General features: G+C 62.7%; 16 protein-coding genes. 5 read left to right on the top strand and 11 right to left on the bottom strand.

Going from position 1 to position 15,499, the window contains the following annotated elements; genetic code table 11:
- Positions 1–6 precede the first annotated feature (6 nt).
- The 4 genes from FJV46_RS13415 to FJV46_RS13395 form a co-directional block, all read right to left on the bottom strand.
- On the bottom strand, positions 7–1,305 hold the full coding sequence (locus FJV46_RS13415; protein ID WP_087026425.1) for an ABC transporter substrate-binding protein: 1,299 nt from the start codon (positions 1,303–1,305) through the stop codon (positions 7–9).
- 888 nt (positions 1,306–2,193) lie between these two features.
- Positions 2,194–2,871, bottom strand: a complete 678-nt coding sequence (locus FJV46_RS13405; protein ID WP_087026419.1) for a DUF3060 domain-containing protein — start codon at positions 2,869–2,871, stop codon at positions 2,194–2,196.
- Positions 2,872–3,247: 376 nt separating this feature from the next.
- The gene (locus tag FJV46_RS13400) at positions 3,248–3,673 is read right to left on the bottom strand and encodes a hypothetical protein (RefSeq protein ID WP_087026417.1); all 426 of its coding nucleotides are present in this window, start codon (positions 3,671–3,673) and stop codon (positions 3,248–3,250) included.
- Complete coding sequence (locus FJV46_RS13395; RefSeq protein WP_087026762.1) at positions 3,663–3,854, bottom strand: helix-turn-helix transcriptional regulator; 192 nt, start codon at positions 3,852–3,854, stop codon at positions 3,663–3,665. Before FJV46_RS13395 ends, FJV46_RS13400 begins: the two co-directional genes overlap by 11 nt.
- 352 nt (positions 3,855–4,206) lie before the next feature.
- On the opposite strand from FJV46_RS13395, the gene FJV46_RS13390 reads away from it, so the two are divergent.
- From FJV46_RS13390 to FJV46_RS13380, 3 genes are all read left to right on the top strand, one after another.
- Positions 4,207–5,097, top strand: coding sequence for a diacylglycerol/lipid kinase family protein (locus FJV46_RS13390; protein WP_087026414.1), 891 nt, complete (start codon positions 4,207–4,209; stop codon positions 5,095–5,097).
- Positions 5,098–5,212: 115 nt separating this feature from the next.
- Positions 5,213–6,322, top strand: a complete 1,110-nt coding sequence (locus tag FJV46_RS13385; RefSeq protein ID WP_126130593.1) for a fatty acid desaturase family protein — start codon at positions 5,213–5,215, stop codon at positions 6,320–6,322.
- Positions 6,323–6,532: 210 nt separating this feature from the next.
- A complete protein-coding gene (locus tag FJV46_RS13380) occupies positions 6,533–8,203 on the top strand; it encodes an alpha/beta fold hydrolase (protein WP_087025324.1) in 1,671 nt (556 codons plus the stop codon).
- Between the two features lie 125 nt (positions 8,204–8,328).
- Here FJV46_RS13380 and FJV46_RS13375 read toward each other — a convergent pair whose 3' ends face one another.
- The 3 genes from FJV46_RS13375 to FJV46_RS13365 form a co-directional block, all read right to left on the bottom strand.
- Positions 8,329–8,817, bottom strand: coding sequence for a tetratricopeptide repeat protein (locus FJV46_RS13375; RefSeq protein ID WP_087025345.1), 489 nt, complete (start codon positions 8,815–8,817; stop codon positions 8,329–8,331).
- Between the two features lie 84 nt (positions 8,818–8,901).
- Entirely contained in the window at positions 8,902–9,333 is a 432-nt protein-coding gene (locus FJV46_RS13370) for a hypothetical protein (RefSeq protein WP_126130592.1), read from the bottom strand.
- A 129-nt stretch (positions 9,334–9,462) separates the two neighbouring features.
- Positions 9,463–9,777, bottom strand: a complete 315-nt coding sequence (locus FJV46_RS13365) for a nucleoside/nucleotide kinase family protein (protein ID WP_232008392.1) — start codon at positions 9,775–9,777, stop codon at positions 9,463–9,465.
- Between the two features lie 398 nt (positions 9,778–10,175).
- On the opposite strand from FJV46_RS13365, the gene FJV46_RS13360 reads away from it, so the two are divergent.
- Complete coding sequence (locus tag FJV46_RS13360; protein WP_087025330.1) at positions 10,176–10,724, top strand: hypothetical protein; 549 nt, start codon at positions 10,176–10,178, stop codon at positions 10,722–10,724.
- A gap of 130 nt (positions 10,725–10,854) precedes the next feature.
- Here FJV46_RS13360 and FJV46_RS13355 read toward each other — a convergent pair whose 3' ends face one another.
- The 4 genes from FJV46_RS13355 to FJV46_RS13340 form a co-directional block, all read right to left on the bottom strand.
- Entirely contained in the window at positions 10,855–11,148 is a 294-nt protein-coding gene (locus FJV46_RS13355) for a hypothetical protein (protein WP_104150480.1), read from the bottom strand.
- A gap of 201 nt (positions 11,149–11,349) precedes the next feature.
- A complete protein-coding gene (gene ppk2, locus FJV46_RS13350) occupies positions 11,350–12,207 on the bottom strand; it encodes a polyphosphate kinase 2 (RefSeq protein ID WP_087025333.1) in 858 nt (285 codons plus the stop codon).
- 556 nt (positions 12,208–12,763) lie between these two features.
- Positions 12,764–13,219 carry a GNAT family N-acetyltransferase gene (locus tag FJV46_RS13345; protein WP_087025336.1) on the bottom strand — a complete coding sequence of 152 codons (456 nt, stop codon included), beginning with the start codon at positions 13,217–13,219 and terminating at the stop codon, positions 12,764–12,766.
- 65 nt (positions 13,220–13,284) lie between these two features.
- Positions 13,285–13,890 (bottom strand): class I SAM-dependent methyltransferase, encoded by a 606-nt coding sequence (locus tag FJV46_RS13340; RefSeq protein ID WP_087025339.1) that lies wholly within the window; start codon positions 13,888–13,890, stop codon positions 13,285–13,287.
- 194 nt (positions 13,891–14,084) lie between these two features.
- Between FJV46_RS13340 and FJV46_RS13335 the strand changes: the two genes are divergently transcribed.
- Positions 14,085–14,492 (top strand): ASCH domain-containing protein, encoded by a 408-nt coding sequence (locus FJV46_RS13335; RefSeq protein ID WP_087025342.1) that lies wholly within the window; start codon positions 14,085–14,087, stop codon positions 14,490–14,492.
- The last annotated feature ends 1,007 nt before the right edge of the window (positions 14,493–15,499 follow it).

Here is a 15,499-nt window from a genome sequence, read left to right as displayed (position 1 = left end):
CTGCTGCTATCCCTTGGCCGCTGCGTCGTTCAGAGCAGAGACGATGTCCTCGGCAGTGCCCTGACCCGCGAACAGGTCGACGGCGCCCTTGTTGAGCGCATTTCCGACGTTCTGTCCGAACAGCGTGTCGAGCCACACCGTGACGTAGGGTGCCTCGTTGTACGCCGCGAGGATCGACTGGAGCGCCGGGTCAGTGACAGCCGCCTGGGCGTCCTGGTTGGCGGGGATCGTCTGGAACGCTTCCGCGTAGCCTTCCTGGTGCTCCTGCTGCATGAAGAAGTTCAGGAACGCGGTGCACTCTTCCTGAGGGGCCTGAGCGGAGCAGGTGAATCCGTCGACGCCGCCCATCATGGCGCCAGGCTCACCCTCGCCGCCCTCGATCTCGGGGAACGGGAACCAGCCGAGGTCAGGCAGCGGCTTCTGGTCAGGGGTCAGGGATGCGATGACACCTGGGTTCCATGCGCCCATGAGTTCCATCGCTGCTTTTTGGTTCGCGAGCAGACCTGCAGAACTGCCTGCTCCCTGCTGTGCCGAGGTGGTGAGGAATCCGTTGTTGAACGGCTCCGTGTCGACGAATTCCTGCAGGTTGTTACCGGCCTCCAGCCAGCACGGGTCGTCGAACTCCATCGTCTCGGCGGCCGTGTTGAGAGCGTCCTGCGAGCAGGCGCGGACCGCGAAGAAGTAGTACCAGTGCGCTGCAGGCCAGGCATCCTTCGCGCCGACGGCGATGGGGTCGATTCCTGCACCCTTGAGCTTGTCGACGGCGGAGCCGAGCTCGTCGATCGTCGACGGTGTTCCCTCGACGCCCGCTTCGGTGAAGAGGTCTTCGCTGTAGAAGATGCCGCCAGGCAGCAAGGCGGTCGGCATTCCGTAGATCTTGCCGTCGACCGCGAAGGCGTTCAAGACGCTTTCGGGCACAGCGGCCCTGGTGGCCTCGTCGATCGAATCCGTGATGTCCATGGCCTGTCCGGCCGCTACGACGTCCGCGAGCTTGCCGCCGCCGCGCGCCATGAAGATGTCGGGCGCATCGCCGGAGTTCAGCGCCGTCTGGAGCTTTCCGTCCATCTCCTCGTTCTGGATGGACTGGATGTCGATCGTCACGCCAGGGTTGGCCGCCTCGAATGCTGCGACCGTGTCTTCCCAGTGCGCCTTGCCGGCGCCCGTCGTCGAATTGTGCCAGAAGGTCATGGTGACGTCGCCGTCTTCTGTTCCTCCGCTGTCGGAGCCGCACGCGGACAGGCCGCCGAGGGCGACTGCTGTCACCGCCCCAACGGTCAGCAGCTTCTTCATGCTGTGCTTGTTCATCTTTGAACGCCTCTCGAAAGTTTCGACTCCTACGTCGAAAGCAAGTAGTGTGATGCGAGCCTAACAGTGGAGGGTCAGAACGCAAGGGTTTCCGGTAACAAACAGGTGGATTTCGACTGAGATTGTCAGGTCGAGCTCCATGAAGTAGCCGATGACGCAGGGGTTTCGCTCTCCGCGGCTCCCAGAGTCCTCGACAAATCGACGGATGTGTCCGCGGGGAGACCGGTCGTTATTCGAAAGTTTCGCTTACGCCATCGATCTGACCGGAAGGCTTGCCGGATCGGGTGACGGCCCCTCCCGGTACCCGCTCTGATCACCGGGGGCTCTAGGGCAGCGACCCGTCGGCATGGTGCTCGTCGTCGTGGCTCCTCGTGCATGCAGCGTGGTTCTGACTGTTCAGCGCCATCGACTTCGCAGGAACCACCGCGCGGGGAAACCGTCGGACCGGAAGCGACCGAAGAGCATCGGTGGGGAATCAGGGGGAGCGGTTCGTTCTGCATGATTGATCAGTTCGGGACCTCATGGGCGCCGAAGGCTCGGCGGACAAGTTCCCTCGCGCGGACGAGATCATTCCGCTCGGTTGACGCCACGAGCAACCGGGTACTGATCACGTCCTCGGCGGTCGCTCCAGCATCCTGGAGAGCGGTCACCAGGTTCCTGATGCACCGTCCTGGTAATCGGCGACAGCGCTCGTGCAAGCGTCTGCATATGGGTGTTGCTGCGGATAGTTCGGACTGTTTATAGCTTCACCCAAGGACCACAGTGGCACGATCGTCCTCATGGTATCCGCGAAGTAGAAGAGAGCCGCAGGTGAATTACCAGCCACCGACTCATACCCGCCCTGGAGGACCGGCTGCGGACGGGACAGGTGATCGGTCGGGAGAGAAGTCAGGCGGCGGAGACGGAGTTGTTTCCCTCGGTCTCGATGGCCGGGTCACCCGACTGGTAGGTGACCGTATTCTCATCACCCTCGACGCTGACGTCGCTGGTCTCGTCGACCTCGACAGAGTTGTTGTCTCCATCAACGCTCACCTCAGGGACTGTTCCTGTTGCAACAGTGTTACCGTCACCTTCGATATCGAGTGTCTCGGCGTTGCCGCCGGTGATCGTGTTCTCGTCCCCGTCAATCTCGACGTCCTCGCAGTCACCGGTGATTGTCAGGTCAACGTTGTCGGCTTCGATGTCGATGTCTCCTCCGTCAGTGCATTCAACCGTCACCGGATCCGCGGAGCCGGTGATTTTATGCTCCGCCCCTGCAACAAGTGAGATCGTAGCGGCGGGTTGACCGCCGGCTGACGCCGAACCTGTAGCCGAGGCCGTGGGGTTCGCGGTCCTCAGGGCGGTCGTCGACGGTGTCGCATCCGATGTTGCAGAAGACGTTGCACGCGATGTCGTCGGCAGGGAGGTCGCATCTGTTTCACCGGTCATGGGAGTTGAGGCCGACGTCTCGGTGTCTGGTGTCACTGTCCCGGGGGCGGTGCTGGAGCCCGTGGAACAGGCCGTAAGGAGCATGACAGCGCAGGCGAACAGTCCGACCTGGGTAAAGGCGTCCTTGTGGGTGTTCATCGGTTCTCCCTACCTGTCATGTCACTTGCGGGCCCGCTGCTTCTCGCCGCGGCCAGGTCTGACGAACACCGTCAGAGTGTGAGCCTATGCGCTTACTGTCCGGGCGCGCACGGACGCGCAGTCATGGGTCAGGAGGTGGACAATTCTCTGACCCAGGACTAGTGAGCCCGGGCGCTGGAGTGGGTGAAGGTCGTCGTGTGCCAGAGGCCGACCCGCAGTTGGGCATCCCCGGGTGGATGAACAACCCGCGGCCCGTCACGCCCGGGCCTTCGGGGCCCAGCCCGAGGTCGTACCCACCGGAGGGAACCTCACCGATGACCACGTCAGGCTGGGCCGAGGTCAGCGACACGTGCTGTCGGGGAACGGTGTCGGGACTTCAGCTTCGGTGGTTGAACACTGCGAAGGAGAGAAGTCCGGTGACAGCCAGGGCTCCCAGTAGGAGGGTCATGACCATGGGCGCTTCGGCTCCGAAACCGATAGCAAGGGTGCCGATGCCGACCAGCGGAAGCGAGAGCAATCCGACGACGGCCAGCGCGCGCGTGAGGAGCGCATCCTCACGCTCGTCCCCGGTCTGCGTCCAGGCCCGCTCGAAAGTGGACGCGCGGTCCGGCCGGCGGAGGACCCGCCATGCCATCACCAGGGCCCCCGCGATACCGATGCCGAGCCCGATGATGAACCCGGGAACCATGTTTCCCGGAGCGTGCTCCCTCAACAGCACCACGACAACGGACATCAGAACGAGGACCACCGCGAGAACGCTGAGGGCTACAGCGTTGCGCCGTGCTGGTGTGTCAGTCTGCATGAAAGATCTCCTCTACTGAGCGACGGAAGTGACGGGCGATGGCGATAGCCAGGGGAAGGGAAGGATCGTAGCGTCCTGTCTCGATGGAGTTGATGGTTTGACGTGAGACCTGAAGAACCTCGGCCAGCTCCCGCTGCGACATCCCGGTCTCCGCGCGTAGGTCACGAATACTGTTCTGCACGTCACCCCTGATGTAAAGACTCCTTGTCACGACAAGGCTCCTTTACATCCGGGTGGTTGTCAATCCTCATCGTGCGCATCGGGTGCCAGACGCTCTACCGGCATGTGTCACCCACAGGCGCAGCGCCTTGTGGCCGATCGCTCGGGCCGACACGCTGGTCTACACCGATATGCGAAGCAGGCTTACTATACTGGGATCGAAGCTCGGAGTCCGATGAACGGAAGGCGACGACGGCGGGGCTACGGGCTACCTACACCCGGGCCCAGCCCGCAGAGCTACTGGAAGTGGCCAATCACGCAGCCTTCACGAGTGCCTGCATCACTGCAGCAACGATCGACCAGGAGAGCTATTCATGGACGCAGGGCGCACCTTCGACACGATCGCCATCATCTTCAACCCGAACAGCACCGGGGACGCGCCCTCCCTCGCGAAGAAGCTTCATGACGACCTGACATCGTCGCTGCCCTGGACGGCCATCAGGCTTCAGCCCACTGAACACGCCGGCCACGCTGTGGACCTCGCCCGGGAGGCCGCGGATGCCGGGAACGCCCTGATCGTGTCCGTCAGCGGCGACGGCGGATACAACGAAGTCGTCAACGGCGTCATGTCCAGCTTCAGCAGTGATGCAGTGTGCGCCGTCCTTGCCGCAGGCAACGCGAACGACCACAGCCGGGTCATAGGCCAGAAGCCGCTGGCGGACGCGATCGTCGAGGGTCAGGTACGTCGTATCGACCTCCTGCGCATCAGCATGGCGCTGCCCGACGCTGAACCGGTCTACGCGCACTCCTACATCGGGTTCGGGCTGACTCCGATCGTGGCGATCAATCTCGAGAAAGGCAGCAAGGGCGCGATCAAGGAATTGTTCTCGGTCGTGAGGACCTTCTCCAAGTTCAAACCCTTCGAGATCCGCCAAAGCGACGGCCGACTGCGGAAGTTCGACAGTTTGGTGTTCGCGAACATCTCTCAAATGGCCAAGTACGCGACCCTGAGTGAGGCCGACGATCAACCAACAGACGGCAAGTTCGAGGTCATCACCTTCCGCCACATGCCCAAGTGGCGGATCCTCCTGACGGCCGTCCAAGCGATGTCCAGGGGCCTCGGCGACCAGCCGAGCTACGCGAAGTACGACTTCGCGACCCTGAAACCGATCCCCTACCAGACCGACGGGGAAGTGAAGTCCGTCGACGCACAGACTGACATCACGATCGAAAGCGTCCCGCGCGCCCTGTCGATCCTCGGGTGAAGACCATCGGATTGTCCCGTGACTCCGAAGTACACACCCGACGTACGATCCACCTCTCGACCATCCTGCCCTGCGTATCTCCTTCGGGGTTGGTTTCTGCGATCCAAGGACACCCATGACTGATCTAGTCGCTCAATCCAGCCCGGAAAGATCCGCCGCACCGCGCACCGTTCGCATCTCGAAGCCGAACGACGTCGTCGCCTCCTACTCGGTCCTGCTGAAGCAGGTCCGCAAGGAGGGCCTGCTGACCCGCCGACGCCGTTTCTACGTCTCCGTGTTCGCGCTGCTGGCCCTGGCCATGGGAGCGGCGTGGACGGGATTCGCCCTCCTGGGCGACACGTGGTTCCAGCTCCTCATCGCGGCGGTCCTCGGCGTGGTCCTCACCCAGGTGGCGTTCCTCGCCCACGAGGCCTCCCACCGCCAGATCTTCAAGACCCGCGGGGCCAACGACTGGTCCGGCCGCATCCTCGCCGCCGGCGTCGTCGGAATCAGCTACGCCTGGTGGATGGACAAACACACCCGCCACCACAACGACCCCAACACCCGCGGCAAGGACCCGGACATCGAGGTCGACACCATCTCCTTCCTCGAGGAGGACGCCGCGAAAGCCACGGGCATCCAGGCCTGGATCACACGCCGCCAGGGCTACCTCTTCTTCCCGCTGCTCACCATGGAGGGCATCAACCTCCACGCCCGATCGATCAGCACGCTCTTCGCCCGCCGCACCATCAAGGGCCGCTGGGTGGAACTCGCGCTCCTCGGGGCACGCTTCGGCGCCTACCTCGGCGTCCTGTTCTGGTTCCTGCCCGTCGGCATGGCCTTCGCGTTCCTCGGGGTCCAGCTGGCCGTGTTCGGCATCTACATGGGTGCGAGCTTCGCCCCGAACCACAAGGGCATGCCCGTGGTACCCAGGGACAGCACGCTCGACTTCTTCCAGAAGCAGGTCCTCACCTCACGCAACATCCGCGGCGGCTCGTTCGTGAACAACGCCTTCGGCGGACTGAACTTCCAGATCGAGCACCACCTCTTCCCCGACATGCCACGCCCGCACCTGCGCCGCGCAGCCGTGATCGTCCGCGAGCACTGCGAGCGCCTGCGCGTCCCCTACACCGAAGTAGGAGTCGCCGCCTCCTACGGAGCCGTGGTCTCCTACCTCAACCGGGTAGGACTCGCCGCACGTGACCCGTTCGACTGCCCCATGATCAACCGCTACCGCCGACCCTGACCCCCCGCACGGGTGAGCAGCACGGAAGTACCTGAACTCCTGCGCACTCACCCTGACGACAAGAACCCGGCTTCGGGACAAGACCTGATACCGGTCTGAACCAGGCCTGAGAGCACCAGGAACTCCTTGCCAACTTCCCGTACTGCCGAAACGACCACGAGGACGGTCACTCACGGGGCCGAGGATGGACGTGAGCCAGTCTCCTGCCGGGTGCACTTGTCCCGCCGCTCGGCCAACCCCGGACGCGTCCGACCCCTGTTCGTCATGGTGCATGGGATGGGCATGTCCCACCGCTACTACGACAAGCTGCAACGCGACCTCCTCCAACATGGGGACACGCTCATCGTTGATCTGCCAGGTTTCGGCGGAACGCCGCGACCGGAACACCAGATGAGTGTCGGGGACTACGCTGCCGTGCTGAGCCGGATCCTGGACGAGGAAGATGCAGGGGGATGCGTGGTGATCGGTCATTCGATGGGGGCCCAGTTCGTGACAGAACTCGCCATCGACAGGCCCGACCTCGTCTCCCGGCTCGCCTTGATCGGCCCCGTCACCGACATCAAGCATCGCTCCCCGGTCAAGCACACGCTCATGCTCGCCGTGGACACCCTGATCGAACGTCCCCTCACGACTGTGATGGTCGGCACCGCCTACGCCGAATGTGGGCCTCGCTGGTACCTGCAGGAACTACCCGTCATGCTCAGGTACCGCCTTGACGAGCGGATCTCCCTCGTCTCATGCCCCGTCATCGTCATGCGCGGTACCCGCGACATCATCTCCGGCCATGACTGGTGCGAAAGAATCAGCAGCAACGCCGGCGACGGGCAGCTCGTGGAGATACCAGGACAGCCCCACGCCGCACTTCGCGGCGGAGCCGCCGCGGTCACCGCAGCCCTGCTCACCGCAGCAGGTCAGCAAGCCGAAACTCGCTCTGGAACACAGGTTGGAGCAGAGGTGGAGAAGAACCGTCATCAAGAGGCAGCGGACCGGGAGCAACACGACGAGGCGGCGCAGGGGCGGGCGCCGGGGCAGGGAAGGTCTACTGCGTCCACTCGTTCCTTCAGGTCTTTCACGCCCGGGGTGGGTTCGGGCCCCGAGGTGCTCGAACTGAGGAGTATCACGCTGGGGGATCGGCAGTGCCGTTCCTACTTCATCGCCTACGACAAGGGAGTCGCGTGCAGTACCCGGGACAGGAGCGAGCCGGCAGCGGTGTTCGTCCTCATCCACGGGATCGGCATGTCCCACCGGTACTTCCGCCGACTGGGTGCTGTTCTTGCTGCCCACGGTGATGTGCACCTCATCGACCTTCCGGGATACGGCTGGACGAGAAGACCGGACCATGCCGCGAGTAACGCGGCAACGGCAGACCTGATCGGGAAACTCCTCGACGACGCCGGGGCCTCGTCCTGCGTCGTCATCGGTCATTCCATGGGAGTCCAGAGTGCTACGGAACTGGCCATCGAACGCCCTGATCTCGTATCGCACCTGATCCTCATCGGTGCTGCCGTCGACGTCGAGCACCGCACCGTTCGTCAGCAGGCCCTGAGGCTCGGGGTCAACTCAGTCCTCGAGAAGCCATTGTTGAGCATGGTGCAGTCCTTCGATGTCCTGCGGTGCGGGCCGCGCTGGTACCTTGCTCAACTGAAACTCGCCATGAGCTACCCGATCGAGTTTCGGCTGCCCCTGGCTCGCCAGCCTGTCCTCGTCCTGCGCGGTTCACGAGACGTTGTCGCCGGCGCCGCGTGGTCGACTCGGCTCGCCCACATCGCACACGACGGGACAGCAGGCACCATCAACGGTGCACCCCACGCCGCGCACCACAGTGCCGACCGAGCGGTCGGCAAAGCCATTACCGCCTTCCTTGGCCAACGACCCTCGTGAATCGCTACATAGCGGTGGACCGCACCAATGAAGGACCGCGTTTGGTGATCGCTACCTGTCGCACGACCTCGTCGCAGTCCATTGTTGGATCGCTCGGCGGAGTTCGCCCGCTACTGCGATCGCGCCTACTTCAAAGAGCGAATGTAATCTGCATTCCCGCTGATCGCGGGCTTGTACAGTTCAATGTCCGGGGTGGCTACAGATTCTGCCACCACCTCAAGTAGCAGGGCGATGGATTCGTTTGGTTGGCCTGCGGCGTGAAGGGTGATCGCTTCGAAGACTCCTAGTTCCGGGGACCCGGGGAAAACCGCGCGGGCTTTGCTGAAGATCGCGCTCGACTTCTCATACTCGCCCACGTTCCTCAGTGTCGATCCGTACTGGAGATAACACCGGCGCAGCAGGTTGCCCTCCAATCCGGCAGTCAACGCCTTCTCGTAGAACCTCCGGGCGATGTCCTCCTGCCCAGCCGTGTCATAGGCGCCACCGATTTCGTAGAGCACCCGCGCGTTCTCCGGGTGCGAAGCATAAAGCGGGAGCAACGCATTGATGGTTGGTTGCATGTCGTCGCGGTCCCGTTCCGCGAAGATCCGGTCGAGCTCTTCGTCCAAAGGCATGACGCCCACTCTCGCACATGCGCGAGAACGGCCCCAGAGGGCGATCCCTGGCGGGCATCGTCCGTTGCTCAAGGGCTCGTGGCTCTACCTGGCAGAGAAGGTGTCGCTGCTGCGTTGTTCAGAGGTGACGTTCCTGGCCACGGGTAAGCCGATAGTGCACGCCAACGAGGTGACGAGCAAAGCCGCCCAGCCCAAGAGTGCAAGACTGATCCCACCGATGTCGCCGGCTGCATTCTCAGGCGTACGGATGTCGAACACGTAGATTCCATTCGCGACGAGCAGTGGGATGCTCGCGATTGAGAGCAGGACCGCACCGAGCTTCAGCAGGTCGAGCCGACAACTCAGCAGCCGCCCGACGATGACGAATGCCAGGGGTGCGCCCAAGCACAGGATCGTCGACACGACGTGCGCAACGGCAAAGGAGGACGGGTCCCCTGACCAAGTCCAGGAGTATCCGGAGAGAAATGAGGCGAGCAGCGCGGTTGCGCCGGGAAGTGCGCGGATATAAGTCTTCACAGCGGACAGGCCCATCTTCTGGTTATCCGATCGGGACTCGTAGCCGACGCCGGTTGCGGCCTGCCCGGCCGTAGCTCAGGACGAGGAGCCCCGCGCCCTCGACGTCCGGAAGTCCATCCGCCTGCGGGATCACGTCTGGTGCGAACTGTGGATCAGACGCTGAACTTCATCTGCAAGTTCCGAGATCGGTCGGCGACTATCGAGTTCGTGGGATGCACCCTTTCGGAGCAGCGGTTCGACGTCGGCAACATGGTGGCGGATCAAGGACTGCTCTGCCTCTGCCTGGCCATAGGGGTTGTTCGTCCGGGCCGCGACCCGCTCGAGAAGAATGTCCGCTGGTGCGCTGAGGAGAATGACGGCTTCAAAGCGATCGTAGAAGCGGCCCTGGTTCTCGACAGTCCCCGAGACGACCACGGGTCGATCAGAGGCCAGTAGGGCCGCCATGCGCGCTTCATCCCAAGTGCCGCCGGGGAGCACCCAGCCGTCGTAGTCGGTGTCGATCGTTTCGTGGCCCCCGCCGGGACAGTTCGAGGAGGAGGGTGCTCTTCCCTGCCCCTGACATGCCAGTAATCAAGATGCGGGACATGAGAGTCAGCGTACCCACCAATCACGCGCCTGGCGCGGACGTGGTGACGGCTGCTGCCCGGGGTGGAGCATCGGCCCGTGGTTGGATGAATTATGGGCACCAGAAGGAAAGCGCTCCTGCGCGCGAGCATCACCGCGGCCGCCGTCCTGGTGTCGACCGCGCGTACGGCTGATGACGGGGACCGCGAGGGACCCCGTGTGGTGGTCACCGCATCAGCCACCAGCGAGGCGCAACCGGGGAGCGTCTGCGCAATCGGATGGTCGGGCTGACCGATCTGCAGGGAGCGCCGCTGTACGTCGTCCCGGCAGCTCAGACGCGCAGCCATCTCGACGCGTTGGCACGACCACCGCTGTTCGAGCGCCTGTACTCGCCGGCCGAGTGTGCGCCGGAGGCTGCTTTCACCGCGCCTCCGGGTGGTCTGGACGGCGTCCTGGGGCGGAGCAACCTCAACGAGGACCAGTCGCGGTTGAGGGTGGAGATCTACACGGCGGAGGACGCCGAGGAGCTCGCCAGCTATTTCGTCGGCACCGAATCCGAGTCTCCGATGCAGTGCACTGAGTTCAGCGTCACGGTCGTCGACACCACGCAGGCTTTTTCCTACACAACGGTGGACGCACCGCCTCTGGGGGACCGTGCCAGCAGCGCCCACTACAGCGTCACCGAGAACGATTCGACCACGCATTACCTGAGAGTCACGGCGGTCAACGGCCTCCTCGCCGCATCGCTCATCCTCTCCACCACAGAGCCCGCGGACCAGACCATGACCGACACTGTCCTGCGACTCACCCAACAAGCGATCACCTGACACCATGTGTCCTCAGGACGATCGCCGTCCGCGCGGGGTTGTGATGCCCGATCGAACCAGAATTTGTCTTTTCCGGTGAGGCAGAACCTGGACTGAGCGAGAATCATCCGGCACACGCGCGGCGGTGCTACTACTCGCCGTCACCGTCGGCGCCGCCGGGATCGAAAAAGTCCGCGAGATCGATCTCAGGCGCGGGCGCTAATGTGCCGGTATGGGTCTGGCCCGAGTCACCGGCGCGCAGAACGGCAGGATCGTTGTAGACCGAACGTGCGCCGTCATCGGCTTCGAGAATCGTAGCCACCGCGCTTGGTGCAGTGGGAGAAAGACCGATGCAGGAGAAGAAGCTGTCAGTGAGCCGATCCCTGAGTAGGACGCCGCAGAACCGTCTCGTTCGCCTGATGAGTCGGAAGCGCTCGAGATTCACGCCAGTATCGTGGACTGTAAGGGCGGGGTCTCCTGGGTGGGATTCAGAGTCGAGCACCGCAGTGCTGACTGCATCGGCCTGCAACGGCGAAGAATCCGCAATCGGGCGCTAGTCGGCTGCTTCATGCAGGCGGCTACAAAACCCGACGACGAGGTCCTTGTCGCGGTAGTCGGCTTTCGGTCCCCTTGTCGGGCTTCAAGCTCAGCGGGAATCTTCCTCTTCGCCCTTCGGCTCTTTCTTCGACGTTCCGATCTCATAGCGCTGGGGCACGAACCGCTGGCGCTCCAACGGTGGCCGCTGATAGGCCCGGTTCTGGCGCGCGGGCAACTCGATATCGGGTAACTCCGGCTGCTCATAGGGGAACAGCGACAACAGATGAGCTATCAGGTTGAGCCGGGCCTCCTTCTTGTTGTCGGCATCCACCACCCACCACGGGCTGTGCTCAGTGTCGCTGAACTCGAACATCCTGTCTTTCGCCTCGGCGTAATCGACCCACCGGGCCTGTGCCTCAAGGTCCATGGGGCTCAGCTTCCACCGCTTGGCCGGATTATCGATGCGGGCCCGGAATCGGCGTCGTTGCTCGGAGTCGGAGAGGCTCAACCAGTACTTCACCACGACAATTCCGTCAGTAACCAGCGCTTCCTCGAGCATGGGCACGGTGTGGACGAAGTCGGCATACTGCTCATCGGTGCAGAAGCCCATCACCCGCTCCACCCCGGCCCGGTTGTACCAGGACCGGTCAAAGAGCACCATTTCGCCGGCTGCTGGCAGATGGGCAATGTAGCGCTGGAAGTACCACTGCGAACGTTCGCGTTCCGTTGGCGCGGGAAGTGCGACAACCCGGCACGAGCGCGGGTTCAGCGCACCGCTGATGCGCTGGATCGTTCCCCCCTTGCCGGCTGTGTCACGCCCTTCGAAAAGGACAACCAGCCGTGTCCCGGTCTGGCGCACCCACTCCTGCAACGCGACGAGTTCCTCCTGCAACCGCAGCAGTTCCTTCGCGTACTCCTTCTTGGACAGGACCCGGGGGCTCGCGTCATCGGACGCTTTCTTGACCACCCCTCATATCCTGCCCCAGACCAAGCCGATTCAGGCAGGTGCTTCCGCTGAAAGTCTCGCACGCGTCACAGCGCGTTGGCGCCGTCGAATCCCGCCGATCGCCCTTGAGGAAGCCCACCAGCCTGACGAAAAGTCACAACCTCGAAGTGGCTGCGAGTCCACCACTGGTACCGACGTCTCACCCCAGTCTTGCTGGGACTCGAACAACTTTTGCCCCGCGTCGCAGGTGTGGCATTGGAGTGCACCCCATCGCAACGGTGCTGATCGGCTCAACTCACACCGCCGCCTATGAGCGGGATGGGTTCGATCGTGAATTCGCGCAGCTCACAAGGCATCTCATGGAAGACCCGGAGCCCGGCCCGTAGGTATGACGACTCGGTTTACTTCAGGGATCCGCTGGCGGGCCTTGTCCGTTCCGCAAATCTGGCTCGAGCGAGTCAGGAAGAAGCTGCAGAGGAGGAGGACTTTGATACGAAGACTCCTCGCATGAAAGTCCAAGTACCACCACGGCCGAACTGCCTCTGCCCGAGCCACGAGGGTCTTAATTTGCCGGTCCTCAGGGGGACGCCATGAAGAGGACGAGGTCTGATTGCCCGTCGTCGGCTACGACGCCGTGGATCGCGGAGAAGTTCCCGAGTGCATGAAACCCGAACGCCTCGTGTAGGCGGATTGAGGCGATGTTGTGCTCATTAGCGAAGTAGTAGGCATGGCCGGCCCGGGACCATATCCACCCCAGGCGCGCACTCGTAAGGGCTGATGCGACTCCCTGTCGGCGGCTGGAAGGCTTGACCATCACCCCTCCGAGATAATGGCCGCCAGGGGCATCGCCATCCGGGTACGCATGGAAGTGCGTTTTGGCTACACCCACAAGTTCACCTGCCACCTCCGCTGCCAGGACCAGTCGCTTCGGCGTGATGCTGAGCATCTCTACGCTCCAGGCATCACGGCCGCTCGCTGCACTGATGCCTCGGGCACCTTCGACGTCGTCTGAGGTTGCCGGACATATGAGCATCCGCTGATCCTACCGATGAGGGGGACCTGTCCCGCAGACAACACCGGCCTCCGAGAAACAATCGATTACCGGATGCTGTTGCGCTGCGCGATGATCGCTGCGTGGGGCCGCTGGCCGATTGCTGTCCTTGCGTGGGTTTCGATTACATCGAAGCCGGCCGAGGTCAGTTCGTCGGTGAGGTCGCTGACCGGCCATCCGTATGCCGGGACCACGGCGTGAGCGAACTTCTCAATGACGGCGCATTCGAAGAAGCCGAGGAGCAGCGCGCCGCCAGGGCGAAGCGCGCAGGCGAACTCCAGGAGGGGGATCCTGATCGTGCTGGGCCCGTAGTGGATGAGCGAGTACCACGACAGAATCCCGCTCACTGTTCCTGGCGCGGAATCAAGGGTCTCGAGACTGCCGACGCTGAAAGTCACACCGGGATACGCACTGCGTGCCCTGTCGATGAACTCGGGCACCAGGTCCACACCGCTTGCGGCAGCTCCGCGCTTACAAAGGAAGTTCGTCCAGTGACCTGGCCCGCAGCCCGCGTCGATGATGTGGCCATCGATACCATCAGCCCAACAGGAAACGAGCTGACGGTCCGAGGGGTGGACTGCATTCATCGAACCGAGGATCTCGGTGTACTCGCCTGCACGACGTGAATATGCGTTACCGACGTCATCGAGCATGGATCCTCCTTATAAAACTTCGTGCCTCCTCCACGAGCTCTTCACGCGTCATATGCGGCACGGAGGCCAAGGTCTCGACAGTGACCTCAAATGACTCCACTCGGCGAGTCTAGATCGAAGGTCGTTCACTCTGAGGATCGGTCGTGTCACGACGATCGGCCGACGAACCTGCCGGGCTCTGTTTAGCTGGTGATATGAATGCTGACCTTCCGCCTGTTGAGTTCGGCTTCCCCGGGCCGCTCCGCGATGCGCTGATCGCTGCCATGCGGTCCGGCGCCAAGACCACGACAACGTCGCTTCTACGCGAGTACGAGATCGAGGATGAGTCTCTGCCGATGATCGGTCAGCGTGGTGTCGTCATCGACTCGGAGGGCAAGGAATCGTTTGTCATTGAAACGACTGAAATAGCTACGGTTCGGTTGGGCGATGTTCCTCTGGAACACGCGGTGTCCGAGGGCGAGGGGTACGAGTCCGTGGCTCAGTGGCGGGAGGCGCATAGTAGGTTTTGGTCCTCAGCAGCTATGAGGGCAGAACTTGGATCCGATGTCGAGCTGACCGACGACACACTCGTAGTTCTCGAGCGGTTCATCGTCATTCGGTAGCCGATCGATGATTGTCCTTTAGCCACGTTGCGCGAAGTGCTGAAAGGTAGGGCCATGAAGAGTAGAAGCTGCGCGGGCTACATCGTTGTGCTCACACTCAGCGGCTCCTTGAGTGGTTGTGGATCAGCACTCGAACCCGGAAGCGTCGCTGTAGAGGTTCGGTCAGTTCTGCCTGACGTACAGGGCAGCAGCTATGACGTTCGCGTCGTCGGGCCGGATGGGAATTTGATTGTCTCGCAGGACATGGGAACCGGCCATTCCCTGTCTTACGGAGATATCCCGTTGGGGTGGGTAACCGTCAGCGCCGGGACGACGTGTACGGTTCAGGCCGAACTCACTTCCGACCTACCGTCGATGGGTCTCATCGTTGACGGCGCAGATTGCACTCTCACTGATGGGAGAACCGGGGGAAAGCCCTAGTAGGGCTCTCTCACTCCGCGCTCCGAGCCAATGGGAGCAGTGCAGGCCCCAGGATTGAACCGAAGACGGGCCTGGATCACTGACCGCGGTGCTGATCGCGTAGTTGCTGTCGGCACACCATGCGTCGGGTTTCAGGCGGCCGTCACTGTCACTGAGAAACAAATCATCCTTGATAAGTCAAAGATGCAGATTGCCGCTATCTTCTGCGAACCTCCGCTGAACGGTTACGACCGGTGAGTTCGCAGGGTCACAGAGCTACCGCTGAACTACTCGTGGGACGAGAACACGCTCACCATCTCGAATGGAAGAGGTTCTCTGACGATGACGCCCGACACCAGTTCGATCTGAACCTTAAAGGCACGTCTGCAGGAAGACTCGTTGCCGTGGGTCCTCAGCGGGATCCTGACGGTACCGACTACCTTGGGTTTGATGACTGAGAATCACGCCGCGGACCTTTACGGGCTCTTCTTACTTGAGGTGGGAGTGGCTGAGTCCGCCGCCGATGAGGAGCATGCGTAGGCGGTAGTTGTCTCGGTTGCGGAATCCTCGGGCGACGCGGCGGTGGAGTTCGATGAGTCCGTTCACGG

It is taken from the genome of Arthrobacter agilis (assembly GCF_006494655.1).
Taxonomy (GTDB): Bacteria; Actinomycetota; Actinomycetes; order Actinomycetales; family Micrococcaceae; genus Arthrobacter_D; species Arthrobacter_D agilis.
This window is presented reverse-complemented; position numbering and strand designations above follow the sequence as displayed.